The 14,724-nt window shown below is 71.8% G+C and carries 14 protein-coding genes; 12 read left to right on the top strand and 2 right to left on the bottom strand.

The window, feature by feature from the left end:
• The first annotated feature begins 77 nt into the window (after positions 1 to 77).
• The 10 genes from NMN56_RS25470 to NMN56_RS25425 all read left to right on the top strand — a co-directional run bounded on the left by NMN56_RS25470 (position 78) and on the right by NMN56_RS25425 (position 9,097).
• Positions 78 to 1,211 (top strand): sensor histidine kinase, encoded by a 1,134-nt coding sequence (locus tag NMN56_RS25470; RefSeq protein WP_274040646.1) that lies wholly within the window; start codon positions 78 to 80, stop codon positions 1,209 to 1,211.
• Positions 1,212 to 1,254: 43 nt separating this feature from the next.
• Complete coding sequence (locus NMN56_RS25465) at positions 1,255 to 1,935, top strand: response regulator (protein ID WP_274040644.1); 681 nt, start codon at positions 1,255 to 1,257, stop codon at positions 1,933 to 1,935.
• A 236-nt stretch (positions 1,936 to 2,171) separates the two neighbouring features.
• Positions 2,172 to 3,158, top strand: a complete 987-nt coding sequence (locus NMN56_RS25460) for an ATP-binding cassette domain-containing protein (RefSeq protein WP_274040643.1) — start codon at positions 2,172 to 2,174, stop codon at positions 3,156 to 3,158.
• Positions 3,155 to 3,955 carry an ABC transporter permease subunit gene (locus NMN56_RS25455; RefSeq protein WP_274040642.1) on the top strand — a complete coding sequence of 267 codons (801 nt, stop codon included), beginning with the start codon at positions 3,155 to 3,157 and terminating at the stop codon, positions 3,953 to 3,955. Before NMN56_RS25460 ends, NMN56_RS25455 begins: the two co-directional genes overlap by 4 nt.
• Before the next feature lie 179 nt (positions 3,956 to 4,134).
• A complete protein-coding gene (locus tag NMN56_RS25450) occupies positions 4,135 to 4,266 on the top strand; it encodes a lasso RiPP family leader peptide-containing protein (protein WP_274040641.1) in 132 nt (43 codons plus the stop codon).
• Between the two features lie 236 nt (positions 4,267 to 4,502).
• On the top strand, positions 4,503 to 6,365 hold the full coding sequence (locus NMN56_RS25445; RefSeq protein WP_274040640.1) for an asparagine synthase-related protein: 1,863 nt from the start codon (positions 4,503 to 4,505) through the stop codon (positions 6,363 to 6,365).
• Entirely contained in the window at positions 6,362 to 6,622 is a 261-nt protein-coding gene (locus NMN56_RS25440; RefSeq protein ID WP_274040639.1) for a lasso peptide biosynthesis PqqD family chaperone, read from the top strand. Before NMN56_RS25445 ends, NMN56_RS25440 begins: the two co-directional genes overlap by 4 nt.
• Positions 6,619 to 7,248 carry a lasso peptide biosynthesis B2 protein gene (locus NMN56_RS25435; protein WP_274040638.1) on the top strand — a complete coding sequence of 210 codons (630 nt, stop codon included), beginning with the start codon at positions 6,619 to 6,621 and terminating at the stop codon, positions 7,246 to 7,248. The genes NMN56_RS25440 and NMN56_RS25435 overlap by 4 nt, the downstream gene beginning before the upstream one ends.
• Positions 7,245 to 8,213, top strand: coding sequence for an ATP-binding cassette domain-containing protein (locus NMN56_RS25430; protein ID WP_274040637.1), 969 nt, complete (start codon positions 7,245 to 7,247; stop codon positions 8,211 to 8,213). The genes NMN56_RS25435 and NMN56_RS25430 overlap by 4 nt, the downstream gene beginning before the upstream one ends.
• A gap of 2 nt (positions 8,214 to 8,215) precedes the next feature.
• Positions 8,216 to 9,097, top strand: a complete 882-nt coding sequence (locus NMN56_RS25425; RefSeq protein ID WP_274040636.1) for an ABC transporter permease — start codon at positions 8,216 to 8,218, stop codon at positions 9,095 to 9,097.
• A 262-nt stretch (positions 9,098 to 9,359) separates the two neighbouring features.
• Here the strand turns inward: NMN56_RS25425 and NMN56_RS25420 are convergent, their stop codons facing one another.
• Entirely contained in the window at positions 9,360 to 10,238 is an 879-nt protein-coding gene (locus tag NMN56_RS25420; RefSeq protein WP_274040635.1) for an NAD-dependent epimerase/dehydratase family protein, read from the bottom strand.
• A 261-nt stretch (positions 10,239 to 10,499) separates the two neighbouring features.
• Here NMN56_RS25420 and lon point away from each other — a divergent pair, with 261 nt between their 5' ends.
• Positions 10,500 to 12,950, top strand: a complete 2,451-nt coding sequence (lon, locus tag NMN56_RS25415) for an endopeptidase La (RefSeq protein WP_274040634.1) — start codon at positions 10,500 to 10,502, stop codon at positions 12,948 to 12,950.
• Between the two features lie 166 nt (positions 12,951 to 13,116).
• On the opposite strand, the gene NMN56_RS25410 is transcribed toward lon, so the two are convergent.
• Positions 13,117 to 14,007, bottom strand: coding sequence for a lysozyme (locus tag NMN56_RS25410; RefSeq protein WP_274040633.1), 891 nt, complete (start codon positions 14,005 to 14,007; stop codon positions 13,117 to 13,119).
• 226 nt (positions 14,008 to 14,233) lie between these two features.
• Between NMN56_RS25410 and NMN56_RS25405 the strand changes: the two genes are divergently transcribed.
• Positions 14,234 to 14,704 carry a MarR family winged helix-turn-helix transcriptional regulator gene (locus tag NMN56_RS25405; RefSeq protein ID WP_274040632.1) on the top strand — a complete coding sequence of 157 codons (471 nt, stop codon included), beginning with the start codon at positions 14,234 to 14,236 and terminating at the stop codon, positions 14,702 to 14,704.
• The last annotated feature ends 20 nt before the right edge of the window (positions 14,705 to 14,724 follow it).

Genomic DNA, 14,724 nt, shown 5'->3' with positions numbered 1-14,724 from the left:
TGTGGGAGAACTTTCACAAGCGTTCAGTGACCGATTCGAATAGGTTAGGTGGGAACGAATCCCCACCAGTAGGCGGCATGCTTCCGCTGAATGTGCCCCTGGCTGACCTACCAGGGCACACCGCCGTCCGGCTGCGCCGTCCCTCTTGGCGGGAGCTGCTCACGGCGGCCGGCACGCTCTATGTCGCCTACGCGCTGTTTCCTGGCGTACACATGTCGGCGGCCCAACTGCCGGGCGGTGTACTGGGGGAGAGCCTCAGCCTGGAGGTGCTGCGGCTGCCGCTCGCGCTCCTTCCCGCGGCCCTCGCGCTGCCGCTCTACGTACTGCTCGCGGACCGCCGAAGACGGCTGGGCCGCCTGGCGCCCGGTAAGGGCGCGACACTTCTGTGGTACGGCGCCATCCTCTGCGCCTCGGCCGCCGTTCCGCTCATCAGCATCGTGAGCCTCTGCCTGCTCGTCGGCATGCTCCTGCCGGTCTCACGCACCGGGCGCGCGGGGGTCGCGCCGGTGGACGCACTCCGTTCCGAACGCCGACGGCGCGTGGTCGCGAGGGAGACGGCCCTGCGGGAGGAACTCGTTCGTGAGGAGGAACGCCACCGCCTCAAACGGGATCTGCACGACGACCTCGGGCCGGCGCTCGTCGCCATCCGGCTGCGGCTGGACACGGCCGCCTCGCTCCTGCCCGACCAGCCGGAGTCCCCCGGCAGACCCGGCCAGCCGGGGCTGCACCGGATCATCACCGACGCGGCGGCCGAGGCGGCACGCGCGGTCGGTGAGATGCGCCGCGTCATCGCCGACGAGCCCCCTTCGGGGCTCGCGGGTTCGGGTCTTGTCGACGCGCTGGAGCTGAAGGTCAAGGAACTGCACGCCGCCGGGCCCCGGCTCACCCTTGAGGCGCCCGACGGGCCCCTCGACCTGTCCCCGCCGGTCCAGACGGTCGCCTACCGGATCGCGACCGAGGCACTGGCCAACGCGCTGCGTCACGCACACGCCCACCGCATCGAGGTGCTGCTGGTCCAGGATGCACAGCACGTGCGCCTGACCGTCAGCGACGACGGCGTCGGGCTGCCTCCGCAGCCCGCGCCGGGAGGCGGTACGGGACTGCGCTCGATGGCCAGACGGGCCGCCGAAGCGGGTGGCTCCTGCGTCGCCCTACCGCGAGAGGACAGGAGAGGTACCGAGGTCAGCGCCGTCTTTCCGCGCGGCGCCTGAGAGGGGAGGAGCAGCACGAGGGGGGACGAGGGGGACTGACCGGATGACCGTTTCGATACTCCTGGTCGACGACCATCCCATCTACCGGGCGGGCGTACGGCTGGCGCTGGAGAGCTGCGAGGGGCTGGAGGTGGCGGGCGAGGCGGCCAGCGGCGAGGACGCCGTCGCCTGGCTGTGCAGTCCCGGGCAGAGCGCCGACCTCGTCCTCATGGACATCCAACTGCCCGGCATGCTGGGCACCGAGGCGATCCGCGCGATCCTCACGGGCGACGGCGCGCGGCACCACAGGGACACCGGCACCAGTCCGCCCCGCGTGCTCGTGGTGTCCATGTCGTCCGAGGACGACGTGGTGGTGGCCGCGCTGCGCGCGGGCGCGCACGGATACGTGGGAAAGGAGGCGTCCCGCGAGGAGCTGATACGCGCCGTGCGCACCGTGGCGCACGGCGGCGGAGTGTTCAGCCCGTCCATCGCGGTCCGGCTGGGCGCGTACTTCTCGTCCGTGCACGAGCTGCCCAACCGCGCGGCCTTCCCCCAACTCACCGACAGGGAGCGGGAGATCCTCGGCCTGCTGGCGCGCGGTCGCAGCAACCGCGGCATCGCGCGCGAGCTGGTGCTGTCCGAGAAGACGGTACGCAACCACATCTCGCACGTCTTCGCGAAGCTCCAGGTCAAGGACCGCGCCGCGGCCGTCGTACGCGCCCGCGACGCGGGACTCGGTACCTGAACGCACCCGCCCCGGCCGGGGACACACACAAGCCCTCCGGCCGGGGACACCCGCCCCCGGCCGGGCACGCGCAACCGGAGCGCACAGCCCCGCTGTGCCGTGCCTCGGACCGGAGGACATCGGTCCACGGTGTGACACAGGGCCCCGTACGGGCCCGCCGTGCACCCGTGGGCCGACGCCGTCATCGCGACATGGGGCCGATGCGCCGGCCACCCCCGGCGCGGCAGCGTGGAGGGGTGATCGAGCTGAGAGAACTGACGAAGCGTTACGGGGACAGGATAGCCGTCGACGACCTGTCCTTCACGGTCTCCCCGGGCCGCGTGACGGGCTTCCTCGGGCCCAACGGAGCCGGGAAGACGACCACCATGCGCATGGCGCTGGGCCTCGGCCGCCCCACCTCGGGCACGGCCCTCGTGCACGGCCGGCCCTACGCACAGCTGCGCGAGCCGCTGCGGCAGGTCGGGGCGCTCCTGGAGGGTTCGGCGGCGCACGGCCGCCGGCGTGCCCGCAGCCACCTGCTGTGGCTCGCCCGCAGCAACAGGATTCCGCGCACCCGCGTCCGCGAGGTCCTCGGCATGGTCGGCCTGGAGGACGTGGCGCGCAAGATGCCGCAGGGCTTCTCGCTCGGCATGAACCAGCGCCTCGGCATCGCGGCGGCGCTGCTCGGCGACCCGCCGCTGCTGCTCCTGGACGAGCCCGTCAACGGCCTGGACCCCGAGGGCATCCTGTGGATCAGGAACCTGATGAAGGACCTGGCCGCCGAGGGCCGTACCGTCCTCGTCTCCAGCCACCTCATGAGCGAGATGGCGCTGACGGCCGACCATCTCGTCGTCATCGGCAAGGGCAGGCTCCTCGCGGACACGCCCATGAACGACTTCATCGCCCAGCACTCGCGCTCCCGCGTCCGCGTCCGTACGCCCGAACCCGACCGGATGCGCGAGGCGTTGACGCGGGCAGGACTGCGCGTCAGTACCGGTGAGGACGGGACGCTGGAGGCCGACGGCACGGAGGTCTCCTTCGTGGGCGAGGTCGCCTCGCGCGCCGGGATCACCGTCCATGAACTCAGCAGGCGGGCCGCCTCGCTGGAGGAGGCGTTCATGGGCCTCACCGGCGAGTACGTCGACCACCGCGGGACCGCACGGGTCCCGGACCAGGCCGAAGCCGCTCCCCCCGGCCCCGACCGGGACCCGGCGGACGTCCGTACGGAACGGGGCGACAGGTGACGGCGGAAACGGGTACGGCCGAGCGCGGGGTACGGCGGCGCGGTGGCGCGCTCGCCGCCGAGTGGACGAAGATCCGCACCTTGCCCTCCACGCTATGGACCCTGCTGACGGCCTTCGTCCTCACCGTGGGCATCGCCGCTGTCTACGGCATCGTTCTGCGCGACGCGTACGGCGACATGGACGCCAAGGGCCGCAGCACCTGGGACCCGGTCTACTCGGGGCTCAACGGCCTCACGTTCGGCGAGCTGGGCATGGTCGCCTTCGCCGTGCTCGTGGTCGGCGCCGAGTACAGCACCGGCACCATCCGTGCCTCGCTGACCGCCGTCCCCCGGCGCGGGCTCTTCTACGCGAGCCAGCTCCTCGCCGGCACCCTGCTGTCCCTCGTGGTCGCCGTCGTCACCACGTACGCCGCCTTCTTCGTTTCGCAGGCGGGCATCGGGCCCGAGCACAACGCGAGCCTCGGCGACCCCGGAGTCCTCCGCGCGACGCTGGGCGCCTGCGTCTACCTGACGCTGCTGTGCCTGTTCTCCATGGGCGTCGCCGCGATGCTCCGCAGCAGCACCCTGTCCCTGGGCGTCCTCATCCCCCTGTTCTTCATCCTCTCCGAGGTCCTCACGAACGTCTCCAAGGTCAAGACCGTCGCCAAGTACCTCCCCGACGAGGCCGGACGCCAGATCATGCGCCTGGTGCCCTGGGACGACAAGCTGGGCGCCTGGGAGGGCCTGTGGGTCATGGTGGCCTGGACCGTCGCCGCCGTCGCGGGCGGCTACGTGATGCTGCGCCGCCGCGAGATCTGATGCCGGGCGGGCGAGGGAGCCGCCGGCCCGGGGGCCTGGCCTGTGCGTACGGGAGCTGAGGACCGGGACGGGACTGGGGACCCAGGTTTCCGGGACAGCGGGCGACCTACGTTTCGTTGTGCCCAGGAGGCTGCGGGCACAGCTCGCAGCCCTCGTATTCAAGTGAAGGATGGTGGCACATGGCCACGTTCGACGACGTCTACGAGCCCCCGACCCTCGACGAGGTCGGCGACTTCCAGGAGCTGACGATGCTCGGCGGCTCCCGCCCCTGCAAGGACTGGTTCAACGGCCAGGCATGGGTGGGCTGCTGACCGACTGAAGCGCGTCCGACGCGCTGAGGCGCGGTGGAGGGAGCCCGACAGGCGTGCTCCCTCCACCGCTCCGCGCTTCCCGGGCCCGGAAACCGTCATTTCCGGGCCCGGAACCTCCACTTCCGGGGCCCGCCGACGCGCGCCCGCAATCGGCCCCCGCGCGCCCGCCAACGGCCCGCGCCCGCGAAGGCCCCCGCTCCCGGCCGACGAACCCGCACAAGGCACAAGGAGAAGACATGGCGTTTCTGGCTCTCCCGGACACCCCAGCGGCCGAGGCGCTCGTGCGCGAGGCCACCGGGGCGCCCGGTGTCCACGTCGTCCCGCACGCCTCGGGCAGACCCTGGCTGGTGGGGCACTGGGCCGAGGAGGACGCGTGCCTGGTGAGCGCGGGGCGCTCGCGGCAGCTCGCCGTCATCGGGCACGGCAGACCCGACCCGCACGCCGCCGAGAAGGCGCTCGCGCGGGCACGTGTGCTGGAGGACCTGGACGGGATCGCCCGTACGCTGCCCGGCTCCCACCATCTGATCGCCTGCATCGACGGCCGGAGCCGGGTCCAGGGCGCCGTGTCGACCGCGCGGCAGGTCTACCTCGCGCGTACCGGCGGGGTCACGGTCGCAGCGGGGTCGCCGGCGCCGCTCCTGGAACTGCTCGGAGCCCGGATCGACGAGGACGTCCTCGCGCTGCACCTGCTGGGCACCCTTCCCGCGCCGCTCACCCAGCGCTCCATATGGTCGGGCATCCACCTCCTCCCGGCGCGGCACTGGCTGGAGCTGGGAAGGGAGGGCGGCAGCAGAGCCGTCTCCTGGTGGACGCCCCCGCCACCCGCACTGCCGCTCGCCCAGGCGGTCGAGGCGACGGCCTCGGCACTGCACGAGGCGGTCGCCGCCCGGCTGCGCCCCGGGCGGCCGGTCAGCGCCGACCTGTCCGGCGGCCTGGACTCCACAGGGCTGTGCTTCCTCGCGCACGCCGCGGGCGCTCAACTGATCACCCACCACTGGAAGTCACGGGACGTGGGCAACGACGACACGGAGTGGGCCCGCCTCGCCGCCGCTGCACTGCCAGACGCCCACCACCGCTTCCTGCCGCTGGAGGACAGCCCTACGTGGTTCGACGCCTCGGCCGGAGAGGCCGGCACGGCGGCCGTACCCCTGGATGTGGAGGGTCCGCTCCAACTGGGCAGGAACCGCGCCAACTCCGAACTGCTGGCCCGCGCGGCGCGCGATGAGGGCGCCACGGCGCACCTCGCGGGGGTCGGCGGCGACGACCTGTTCGGCGCCACCCCCATCTACCCGTGGTGGCTGGCGCGTGCCCACCCGTTCACCGGCCTCCCCGCGCTCCACCGCATACGGGTCATGAACCACTGGGCGGTACGCCCCACGGTGCGTGCCCTGTGCGACAGGGCGACGCCCGCACAGTGGCTGGCGGCCTCGGCGGCGCGCATCACCCTGCCGCACGCCCGCGAGTCGCGGATGCCGCTGGAGTGGCGGGGCGACTCGCACATCGCGCCCTGGGCGACGCCCCGGGCCGTGAGCACGGCGGCCCGCCTGGTGCGCGAGTCCGCCGCGCTCCAGCCGCGCGTACGCCATCACACGGCGTGGCTCCAGCACTTCGTCGTCGAGACCGCCGCACGCAGCGGCCAGGGCATCCGGCAACTCAGCCACGCGATGACACCCTTCGGGGTCGGCTTCGAGGCCCCGTACCTCGACGACCGGGTGCTGGAGGCGGCCCTGTCGGCGCGGGTCGACGACCGTATGGGGCGGCTGCGCTTCAAACCGCTGCTGACGGCCGCGCTGCGCGGCGTGGTACCCGACGCCTCGCTCGCACGGGTGAGCAAGGGCGAGTACGGCGCCGAGATGTACGCGGGGCTGCGCCGCAACCGCAGGCGGCTGCTGGAGCTGTGCGACGACCTGCACCTGGCCAGACTGGGCCTCGTCGACGCCGAGGCACTGCGCTCGGCGCTGCTGCACCTCGGTCCTGAGACACAGCAGGTCGCGCCCTTCGAAGCCACGCTGGCCTGCGAGAACTGGCTGCGTTCACCCGGCGTCCCCGCACCGGCCGCGCCGGCACCCTCTCCTCTTCCGGCAGGAGGCACCCGATGACCCTCGCCCTGACCCGCGATGTGTCCCTGGCGGACGTCGAGGACGGAGCCGTACTCCTCGACGAGCGCAGGGGCCGCTACTTCAAGCTCAACGCCACAGGCCGCGCCACGCTCGCGCTGCTCCTGGAGGGCCACAGCCCCGAGGAGGCAGCGGCCAAGCTGACCGAGCGCCACCCCGCCGCCGCCGAACGGGCACTCGCCGACGTACACGTCCTGATGCGCGGTCTGCTCGACGCGAAGCTGGCGGTGCGCTCATGAGCCTTCCCGTCACGGGTGAGACTCGTATCCGGCTGCGTTGGCGCCGCCATCTCACGGCACGCCTCGCCGCTGCCTGCGCCCGGCTGCTCATCGTGCTGCCGCCCCGCAGGCTGCGCCAGGTGCTGCGCGTGGTGGCCGTCGGCGCGGGTGCGCCCAGCGAGCAGTACGTGCACGAGGCCCGGCAGTCGGTGGTCACGGTCAGCTCGCGCTGCAACGGCAAAGGCTGCCTCCAGCGTTCGGTCGCCACCGCCCTGCTGTGCCGTATGGGGTCGGTGTGGCCCGACTGGTGCGTGGGCGTGCGCACCGAACCGTTCGGCGGCCACGCGTGGGTCGAGGTCGACGGGGTGCCCGTGGGCGAGGGCGCCGGGATGGCCACGTTCCATACGATCCTGAGCGTGCGGCGCGGCCCGGGACCCTCGCGGCCAGAGACGGGGATCCTCGGGCGCGGTACCGGACTTGTACGGCGCGGTACGGGGCTCGTACGGCGCCGCACCGCGAGCGCGCGGCACGGCACCGGGCGCACCGGGCGGTCCCGCACCGGGCGCACCGGCCGGTCCTGGGGCGCCGGGGAGAGCGCGCGGGGCGCCGCCAGGAGCGGGCCGCACGGGACCGGGAGCCGCACGTGAGCGGCACGACCGTCGTGGAGACACGGGGCCTCAGCAAGCTCTTCGGACAGCGGGCCGCCGTCACAGGGCTGGACCTGGACGTGGCCGCGGGCGAGATCTTCGGCTTCCTCGGACCCAACGGCGCGGGCAAGAGCACCACCATCGGCATGCTCGCCACCCTCGTACGCCCCACACTCGGCGAGGCCAGGGTCGCCGGGTACGACGTGACGCGCGACCCGCACGCGGTGCGCCGCCGCATCGGCCTCGTCTTCCAGGAACCGTCACTGGACGGGGAGTTGACGGCCCAGGAGAACATGCGTTTCCAGGCCGAACTGTTCGGAGTGCCCCGGCGGGAGGCACGTTCCGCCATCGCCGCACTGCTCGGCCTCGTCGATCTGACGGACCGCAAGGACTCACCCGTACACACCTACTCCGGCGGCATGAAGCGCCGACTGGAGATCGCCAAAGGACTGCTGCACACCCCGCGCGTCCTCTTTCTCGACGAGCCGACCACCGGGCTCGACCCGCAGACCAGGGCCGCCATCTGGGAGCACCTGCACCGGCTGCGCGAAGAACAGGAGATCACGATCTTCCTGACCACGCACCACCTCGAAGAGGCCGAGAACTGCGACCGCATCGCGATCATGGACGAGGGCGAACTCGCCACCGAGGGAACGCCCGCCGAGCTGAAGGCCGTGATCGGGTCCGACCTGGTCGTGCTGCGTACGGGCGACGACGCGGAGGCGGCGCGCACCGTGCGCGAACGCTTCGGCACCGAGGCCGAGACCGGCACCGACGGCGTACGGCTGCGCGTCGCCGACGGCGCGGCGTTCGTACCCCGGCTGTGCGCGGAGATCTCCGTTCCCGTCCACGCGGTGACCGTCACGCCGCCGACGCTCGACGACGTCTTCCTGCACTCAACGGGCCGCACCATCCGCGACGCCGACGACGGCCCCGGAGCGCTGGCCGCGCTGGAGAGGCGGTGACCATGGCACACACCGGAACCACGCCCACGACGAGCACAGCACCCCGCGCGCCGTCCACACCCACCGTGGCGGGCACACGACCGGAACCCGAGCCGCGCGGGCGGCTCATCGGCGACCTGCGCACGGTCCGGCTGCTCTGGCACCGCGAGATGATCAGGGTCGGGCGCAACCGCCTCCAGGTCGTCATGGGCCTGCTGGCCCCGCTGATGTTCCTCCTCGTCCTCGGCTCGGGGCTGGAGTCGGCGTCGAGCGGCATGGAACAGTTCCGGCTCTTCCTCTTCCCGGGCGTCCTGATGATGGCGCTCCAGGCACCGGCGATCACCGTCGGCGCCTCCATCGTCTGGGACCGCCAGTCCGGGTTCCTGCGCCAGATGCTGGTCGCCCCGGTACGGCGCGGCGCGATCCTCTCCGGCATCTGCCTGGGCGGCGGCGCGACCGGTGCCTTCTACGGGCTGCTCGTCCTGCTGACCGGGCCGGTGGTCGGAGTGCCCTTCCACCCGAAGCTCCTGCTGGTGCTCCTGGAACTGGGGCTGATCGCCTTCGCGTTCACGGCCTTCGGGGCCCTGGCAGCGGTGTACGTGCGCAAGCCGCAGACCTTCCAGGTCGCGATCAGCATGTCGATGATGCCCCTGCTGTTCCTCTCCGGCGCCGTCTTCCCACCGAGCGGTCTGCCGGGCTGGCTCGGCGGCGCCGTCATGGTCAACCCCCTCACCTACGCGGTCGACGCGATACGGCGCACGCTGCCCGGCGAACGCAGCAGCTTCGGCGGAGCCCTCAGCCCCGACTGGTGGGGCTGGACCCCGCCCGTCGCGCTGGAGGTCGGCCTAGTCGCGGCACTCGCGGCGCTGACCCTGACGGTGGCGACGCGGAGGTTCGCGCGCTGAAACGGGCGGGGCCGTAGCCGCAGCCCGGCGGCCGGCTCTGGCCCCGCGCGCCGGTTCCGGCCTCCGCCGGCTCTGGCCCCCGTCGGCTCTGGCCCCCACCGGTCCCGCTGACGGGAACGACCAGCGCAGGCCCGTGACTTGTACTCCGTGGCCCGTGGCCCGTGGCCCGTGGCCCGTGGCCCGTGACCGTGAGCGCTGTCCCGCGCAGCTGAACGCCGCGGCGCCGGCTTCCGTTCCTCGTCAGGCCCCGCTCAGGCACCGCTCAGGTCCTGGCGGCCGACCACTGCCTGAACGATGCAGGCAGTGCTGCCAGGACATCGCTCTCCTGCGGGGTCCACCCCAACGCGTCCCGGGCAGCGGAGGAGTCGATGACCTCGTCACGGTCGAACACCCGGTACACCGGCTTCTCGTCCTCAACCGGGGCGAAGGCCAGAGCGTCGGTTCTGCCGGCCGCCCGGGCGGCGGCTTCGACGACAGCCAGCGGGGCCACGGGACGCGCGTCGGCCAGCAGGTAGGCGCGCCCGTCATGTTCCTCGGGCGCACGCAGCACCGCCGTGTACGCACGCGCCAGGTCCTCGACGTGAATCCAGGACCACACCTTGTCCCGCCGTCCCCGGTGCACAGGACCGGAGGACCGGGCCTCGCGGAACCAGTCCCCGACGATCGAACTGCGCGCGTCACCGCCGTGCACCATCCCGGGGCGCAGCACGGTGTGCGGCAGCCCGGCACTCCGCAGCTCGGCTTCCAGACGAGCACGGAGGTTGCCGCCGTCGACGGGGGTCCGAGGCGTCAGCACCGCATGGGCGTGCTCACCGTAGACCGAGCAGCCCGTCGTATAGACGAGATGCCGCCGGCCACCTACGTCGGCGAGAGCACCGAACAGAGCGCGATCGGCGCCGACGGGGTCGTGCGGGTCGAAGGCGGTATGGACAACGGCGTCCGCACCGGCGAGCATCCCGCTGAGCTCGGCACGGTCCGCGAGACGCCCGCGCAGCGGCCGGACGCCGAAGTCCTCCAGCGCCCTCGCCCTGTCCGAGCCCGGATCCCGCGTGAGGGCATGGACCTCATGTCCCGCCCCGGCCAGAGCAACCGCAACGGCTTGCCCGACATAACCAGTTGCCCCTGTGATCAGTACACGCATCCGAAGAGGTTAATCGGTACCCCGGCAACCGCCGCGGTCGCCGGGCAGCAGCCTCCCGACCGCGGCGACCCACACGCCCCGTGCGGCGAGGTAGCTCTTCACTCCGCGAGATCCCCTGCGAAGTGACGCTTCGACCTGCGGACATTTCCGTCACGGTCGTGATCGCTCACGGCGAACAGCAACACAGGGGCGCAGGGGAACATCCTTGGCGTCACAAGCATTGAGTGGGTATTACTCAACTTGCCTGCCGAGGGAGAGATCATGGCTGCTGAGTCGGCTCAGCTTACGGACCCCACACCGCTCACCCTGCCTGTGCTGCCGCTCGACGACGAGATCGTGCTGCCCGGGATGGTGGTGCCTCTCGACCTGTCCGAGAGCGAGGTGCGGGCCGCAGTCGAAGCGGCGAAGGCGGCGGCGTCCGAGGGCGAGAAGCCCCATGTGCTGCTGGTGCCGCGGGTGGACGGCCAATACGCCGGCATCGGTGTGCTCGGCCGCGTGGAGCAGGTCGGACGGCTCGCCGACGGCGACCCCGGCGCCCTGATCCGCGGCCTTCGCCGCATCCGTATCGGTGCGGGAACCACGGGACCCGGCGCTGCCCTGTGGGTCGAGGGCAGTGAGGTGTCCGAGACCGTGCCCGACCCTTCCTCAGCCTCCGGCCGGGGAGACCCCAAGGCGGGCGCGGTCACCGAGCTGATGAAGGAGTACAAGGCACTCAGCACGGACTGGCTCCGCAAGCGCGGAGCATGGCAGGTCGTCGACAGGGTGCAGCAGATCGAGGACGTGTCCCAGCTCGCGGACAACGCCGGGTACTCACCGTTCCTCAGCGCGGAACAGAAGCTGGCCCTCCTGGAGACCATCGACCCCGTCGAGCGCCTCAAGGCCGCGACCGCCGCGCTGCGCGAGCACCTCGCCGAGCAGGACGTTGCCGAGTCCATCGCCAAGGACGTCCAGGAGGGCGTCGACAAGCAGCAGCGCGAATTCCTGCTGCGCCGCCAGATGGAGGCCGTACGCAAGGAACTGGCCGAGCTGAACGGTGACCCCGAGGACGAGGGCGAGGACTACCGCGCCCGCGTCGAGGCCGCCGACCTGCCCGAGGAGGTCCGCAAGGCGGCCCTCAAGGAGGTCGACAAGCTGGAGCGCTCCAGCGACCAGTCGCCCGAGGTCAGCTGGATCCGCACCTGGCTCGACACCGTGCTGGAGCTGCCCTGGAACGAGCGCACCGAGGACGCGTACGACATCACGGGCGCGCAGACCGTCCTGGACGAGGACCACGCCGGACTTCAGGACGTCAAGGAGCGCATCACCGAGTACCTCGCGGTCCGCAAGCGCCGTGACGAGCGGGGACTCGGCGTCGTCGGCGGACGGCGCGGGGGAGCGGTGCTCGCCCTCGTCGGCCCTCCCGGCGTCGGCAAGACCTCGCTGGGCGAGTCCGTCGCACGCGCCATGGGCCGCAAGTTCGTCCGCGTCGCACTCGGCGGCGTACGCGACGAGGCGGAGATCCGCGGCCACCGGCGTACGTACGTCGGCGCGATGCCGGGACGCGTCGTACGCGCCATCAAGGAGGCCGGTTCGATGAACCCGGTCGTCCTGCTGGACGAGGTCGACAAGGTCGGCTCCGACTTCAGGGGCGACCCCGCGGCTGCGCTGCTGGAGGTCCTCGACCCGGCCCAGAACCACACGTTCCGTGATCACTACCTGGAGGTCGAACTCGACCTGTCCGACGTGGTGTTCCTCGCGACGGCCAACGTCATCGAAGCCATTCCGCAGCCCCTGCTGGACCGCATGGAGGTCGTCCAGCTCGACGGGTACACCGAGCACGAGAAGGTCACCATCGCCCGTGACCACCTGCTGCCCCGCCAGCTGGAGCGCGCGGGCCTGGAGACCGGCGAGGTCACCTTCGAGGAGGAGGCGCTGCGCAAGCTCGCCGCCGAATACACCCGGGAGGCGGGCGTCCGCAGCCTGGAGCGCTCCGTGCAGCGGGTGCTCCGCAAGGTCGCGGCGCAGCAGCAGCTCGGCAAGCTGGAGCTGCCGTACACCGTCGGCACCGGGGAACTGCGTACGCTCATCGGCCGCCCGCACCACACCCCCGAGTCCGCGCAGGACCCGGCAGAGCGCCGCACCTCGGTGCCCGGCGTGGCGACGGGGCTGGCCGTCACCGGAGCCGGCGGAGACGTCCTCTTCGTCGAGGCGTCCCTCGCCGACCCGGAAACGGGCGCCTCGGGACTGACCCTCACGGGCCAGCTCGGCGACGTGATGAAGGAGTCGGCGCACATCGCGCTCTCCTACCTGCGCTCGCGCGGAGCCGAACTGGAGCTGCCCGTCGGCGACCTGAAGGAACGCGGTATCCACCTGCACGTTCCCGCCGGCGCGGTACCCAAGGACGGACCGAGCGCCGGTGTCACCATGACGACGGCCCTGGCCTCGCTGCTCAGCGGGCGCCAGGTACGGCCCGACGTGGCGATGACCGGCGAGGTCTCCCTGACCGGCCGGGTGCTGCCCATCGGCGGCGTCAAGCAGAAGCTGCTGGCCGCTCACCGCGCCGGGGTGACGACCGTCGTCATCCCGAAGCGGAACGAGCCGGACCTGGACGAGGTACCCGAGGAGGTGCTGGACGGACTCGACGTCCACCCCGTCTCCGACGTACGCCAGGTACTGGAACTGGCCCTGACGCCCGCCCGCACCCCGGCCCGCGAAACACCGGTCGCGGCGTGACGGACGCGCACCGGTAAGAGCGGCCCCCGCCTGCAATGGGCGGGGGCCGCTTGTTGTTACCTGGTCGGTTCAGCCGGTGGCGGGGGTTTTCGGCCGGTCCATCGCCCCGTTGCTGTTGTCGTGTGGGGGGCGACCCCCACGCCCCCGGCCGGGGGTGGTGGCTGGTTCAGCCGTTCGCGAGGGCCCTCAGCCGGTCCATCGCCCCGTTGAAGACGTTGTGGTCTCCGACGATCGGGCCGCTGGAGGTGTACTGCCAGAAGGTGTAGAAGCCCCAGCCCGCCGGGAGCGTGCCCGGGGAGGAGGCATAGCGGGCGATCCAGAGGGGGTTGGTGTTACCGAAGCTGCTGCTGTTGCCCGTGCACTGTGTCCACCAGTTGGTGGTGGTGTAGATGACCGCGTCGCGGCCGGTACGGGCCTTGTACGTGCTGGTGAAGTCCTTGATCCAGTTCACCATCGCGCTCTGGCTCAGCCCGTAACAGGTCGCGCCGTACGGGTTGTACTCGATGTCCAGGACACCCGGCAGCGTCTTGCCGTCCTTGCTCCAGCCACCGCCGTTGCTCGCGAAGTAGTTGGCCTGTGTGGCGCCGCTCGATGAGTTGGGGGTCGCGAAGTGGTAAGCGCCGCGGATCATGCCGATGTTGTACGAACCGTTGTACTGCTGCGCGAAGTACGGGTTCTTGTAGCTGGTGCCTTCCGTGGCCTTGACGTACGCCCAGCGCACGCCGCTGTCCCACAGGCCCTTCCAGTTGACGTTCCCCTGGTGGCTGCTGACGTCGACGCCCTCGACGGTCGCGGCGAGCCGCGCGCGTTCTCCTGGCGGCTTGCCGCTCGTGTCGTCGCCTTCGTGCTGCTGGACTCCGGCGCCCATCCACGCCTCGCCCGGTTTCAGCGGGGCCTCGCTGGGGGACTGCTGTGCGGGCGCCGTGCCGGGGCCGGGGGGTGCCGCCGTCGCCGCGCCGGGGAGGGCGAGGAGGACGGCGAGTGCTGAGACGAACGTTCCGATGAGTGTCGCGAGTCCGCGTCTGCGGCGGGTGGGACCGGATCTGTAACTGGGCATCGCTGCCTCCGGGAGACCTCGGTTGGCGGGGGGAGGAGAAGCAGAACGCACGACATGTACTGGTGTGCACATGCCATATTTGAAAGGTACGCGCGTAGACCTGCCAGGTGGAAGACGACCCGCCGTACGCCGTTGGTCTATTCCTGCGAAATACTGTGCCGAGCTGCGACTATCGCGGTCGCTGGCAGAAACTTTCTTCCTGGAGAACGCCGAGAGGGCGGCTGACGTGCACAAGACTGCGACGGAACCGGAGGAGCCCTTCGGGCCCGAGTGTCTCGACGTGGAGCGCGAATTGGCGGTCTTCCTGCGCCGGGCCCGCGCCTCGTCGGGCGAGATGGCCCGTGAGGTGCATCCCGAACTGGAGCCCGCCGCCTACGGATTGCTCGTACGCCTGGAGGACGCGGGCCCGCAGCGGGCCACGGACCTCGCCGCGTACTTCGGAGTGGGCAAGGCGACGATCAGCCGCCAGCTCCACGTCCTCGTCACGCTCGGGCTCGTGGACCGCGCGCCTGACCCCGGAGACCGCCGGGCCTCCCTCCTCCGCCTCACCGAAGAGGGCCGCGCCCGCTTCACCCGCGTCCGCGACGCCCGCCGGCTGCGCTACGCGCGCAAGCTCGCCGCCTGGGACCGCAACGAGATCGCCGAACTCGCCCGCCTCCTCCACCGCCTCAACTCCCTGGGGGAGTCCGAGGAGTGAAGGGGAAGGGCCGTGGGAGA

It is taken from the genome of Streptomyces iconiensis, assembly GCF_028657195.3.
Lineage (GTDB): Bacteria > Actinomycetota > Actinomycetes > Streptomycetales > Streptomycetaceae > Streptomyces > Streptomyces iconiensis.
Note: the sequence above shows the minus strand (reverse complement) of the source record. Positions and strands in the feature narration are given on the sequence as shown.

Coding starts and splice junctions, on each gene's coding strand:
- NMN56_RS25440 (WP_274040639.1), top strand. CDS start 6,362: ATGACCCTCGCCCTGACCCGCGATGTGTCCCTGGCGGACGTCGAGGAC.
- NMN56_RS25445 (WP_274040640.1), top strand. CDS start 4,503: ATGGCGTTTCTGGCTCTCCCGGACACCCCAGCGGCCGAGGCGCTCGTG.
- NMN56_RS25450 (WP_274040641.1), top strand. CDS start 4,135: ATGGCCACGTTCGACGACGTCTACGAGCCCCCGACCCTCGACGAGGTC.
- NMN56_RS25470 (WP_274040646.1), top strand. CDS start 78: ATGCTTCCGCTGAATGTGCCCCTGGCTGACCTACCAGGGCACACCGCC.
- NMN56_RS25425 (WP_274040636.1), top strand. CDS start 8,216: ATGGCACACACCGGAACCACGCCCACGACGAGCACAGCACCCCGCGCG.
- NMN56_RS25435 (WP_274040638.1), top strand. CDS start 6,619: ATGAGCCTTCCCGTCACGGGTGAGACTCGTATCCGGCTGCGTTGGCGC.
- NMN56_RS25410 (WP_274040633.1), bottom strand. CDS start 14,007: ATGCCCAGTTACAGATCCGGTCCCACCCGCCGCAGACGCGGACTCGCG.
- NMN56_RS25420 (WP_274040635.1), bottom strand. CDS start 10,238: ATGCGTGTACTGATCACAGGGGCAACTGGTTATGTCGGGCAAGCCGTT.
- NMN56_RS25465 (WP_274040644.1), top strand. CDS start 1,255: ATGACCGTTTCGATACTCCTGGTCGACGACCATCCCATCTACCGGGCG.
- lon (WP_274040634.1), top strand. CDS start 10,500: ATGGCTGCTGAGTCGGCTCAGCTTACGGACCCCACACCGCTCACCCTG.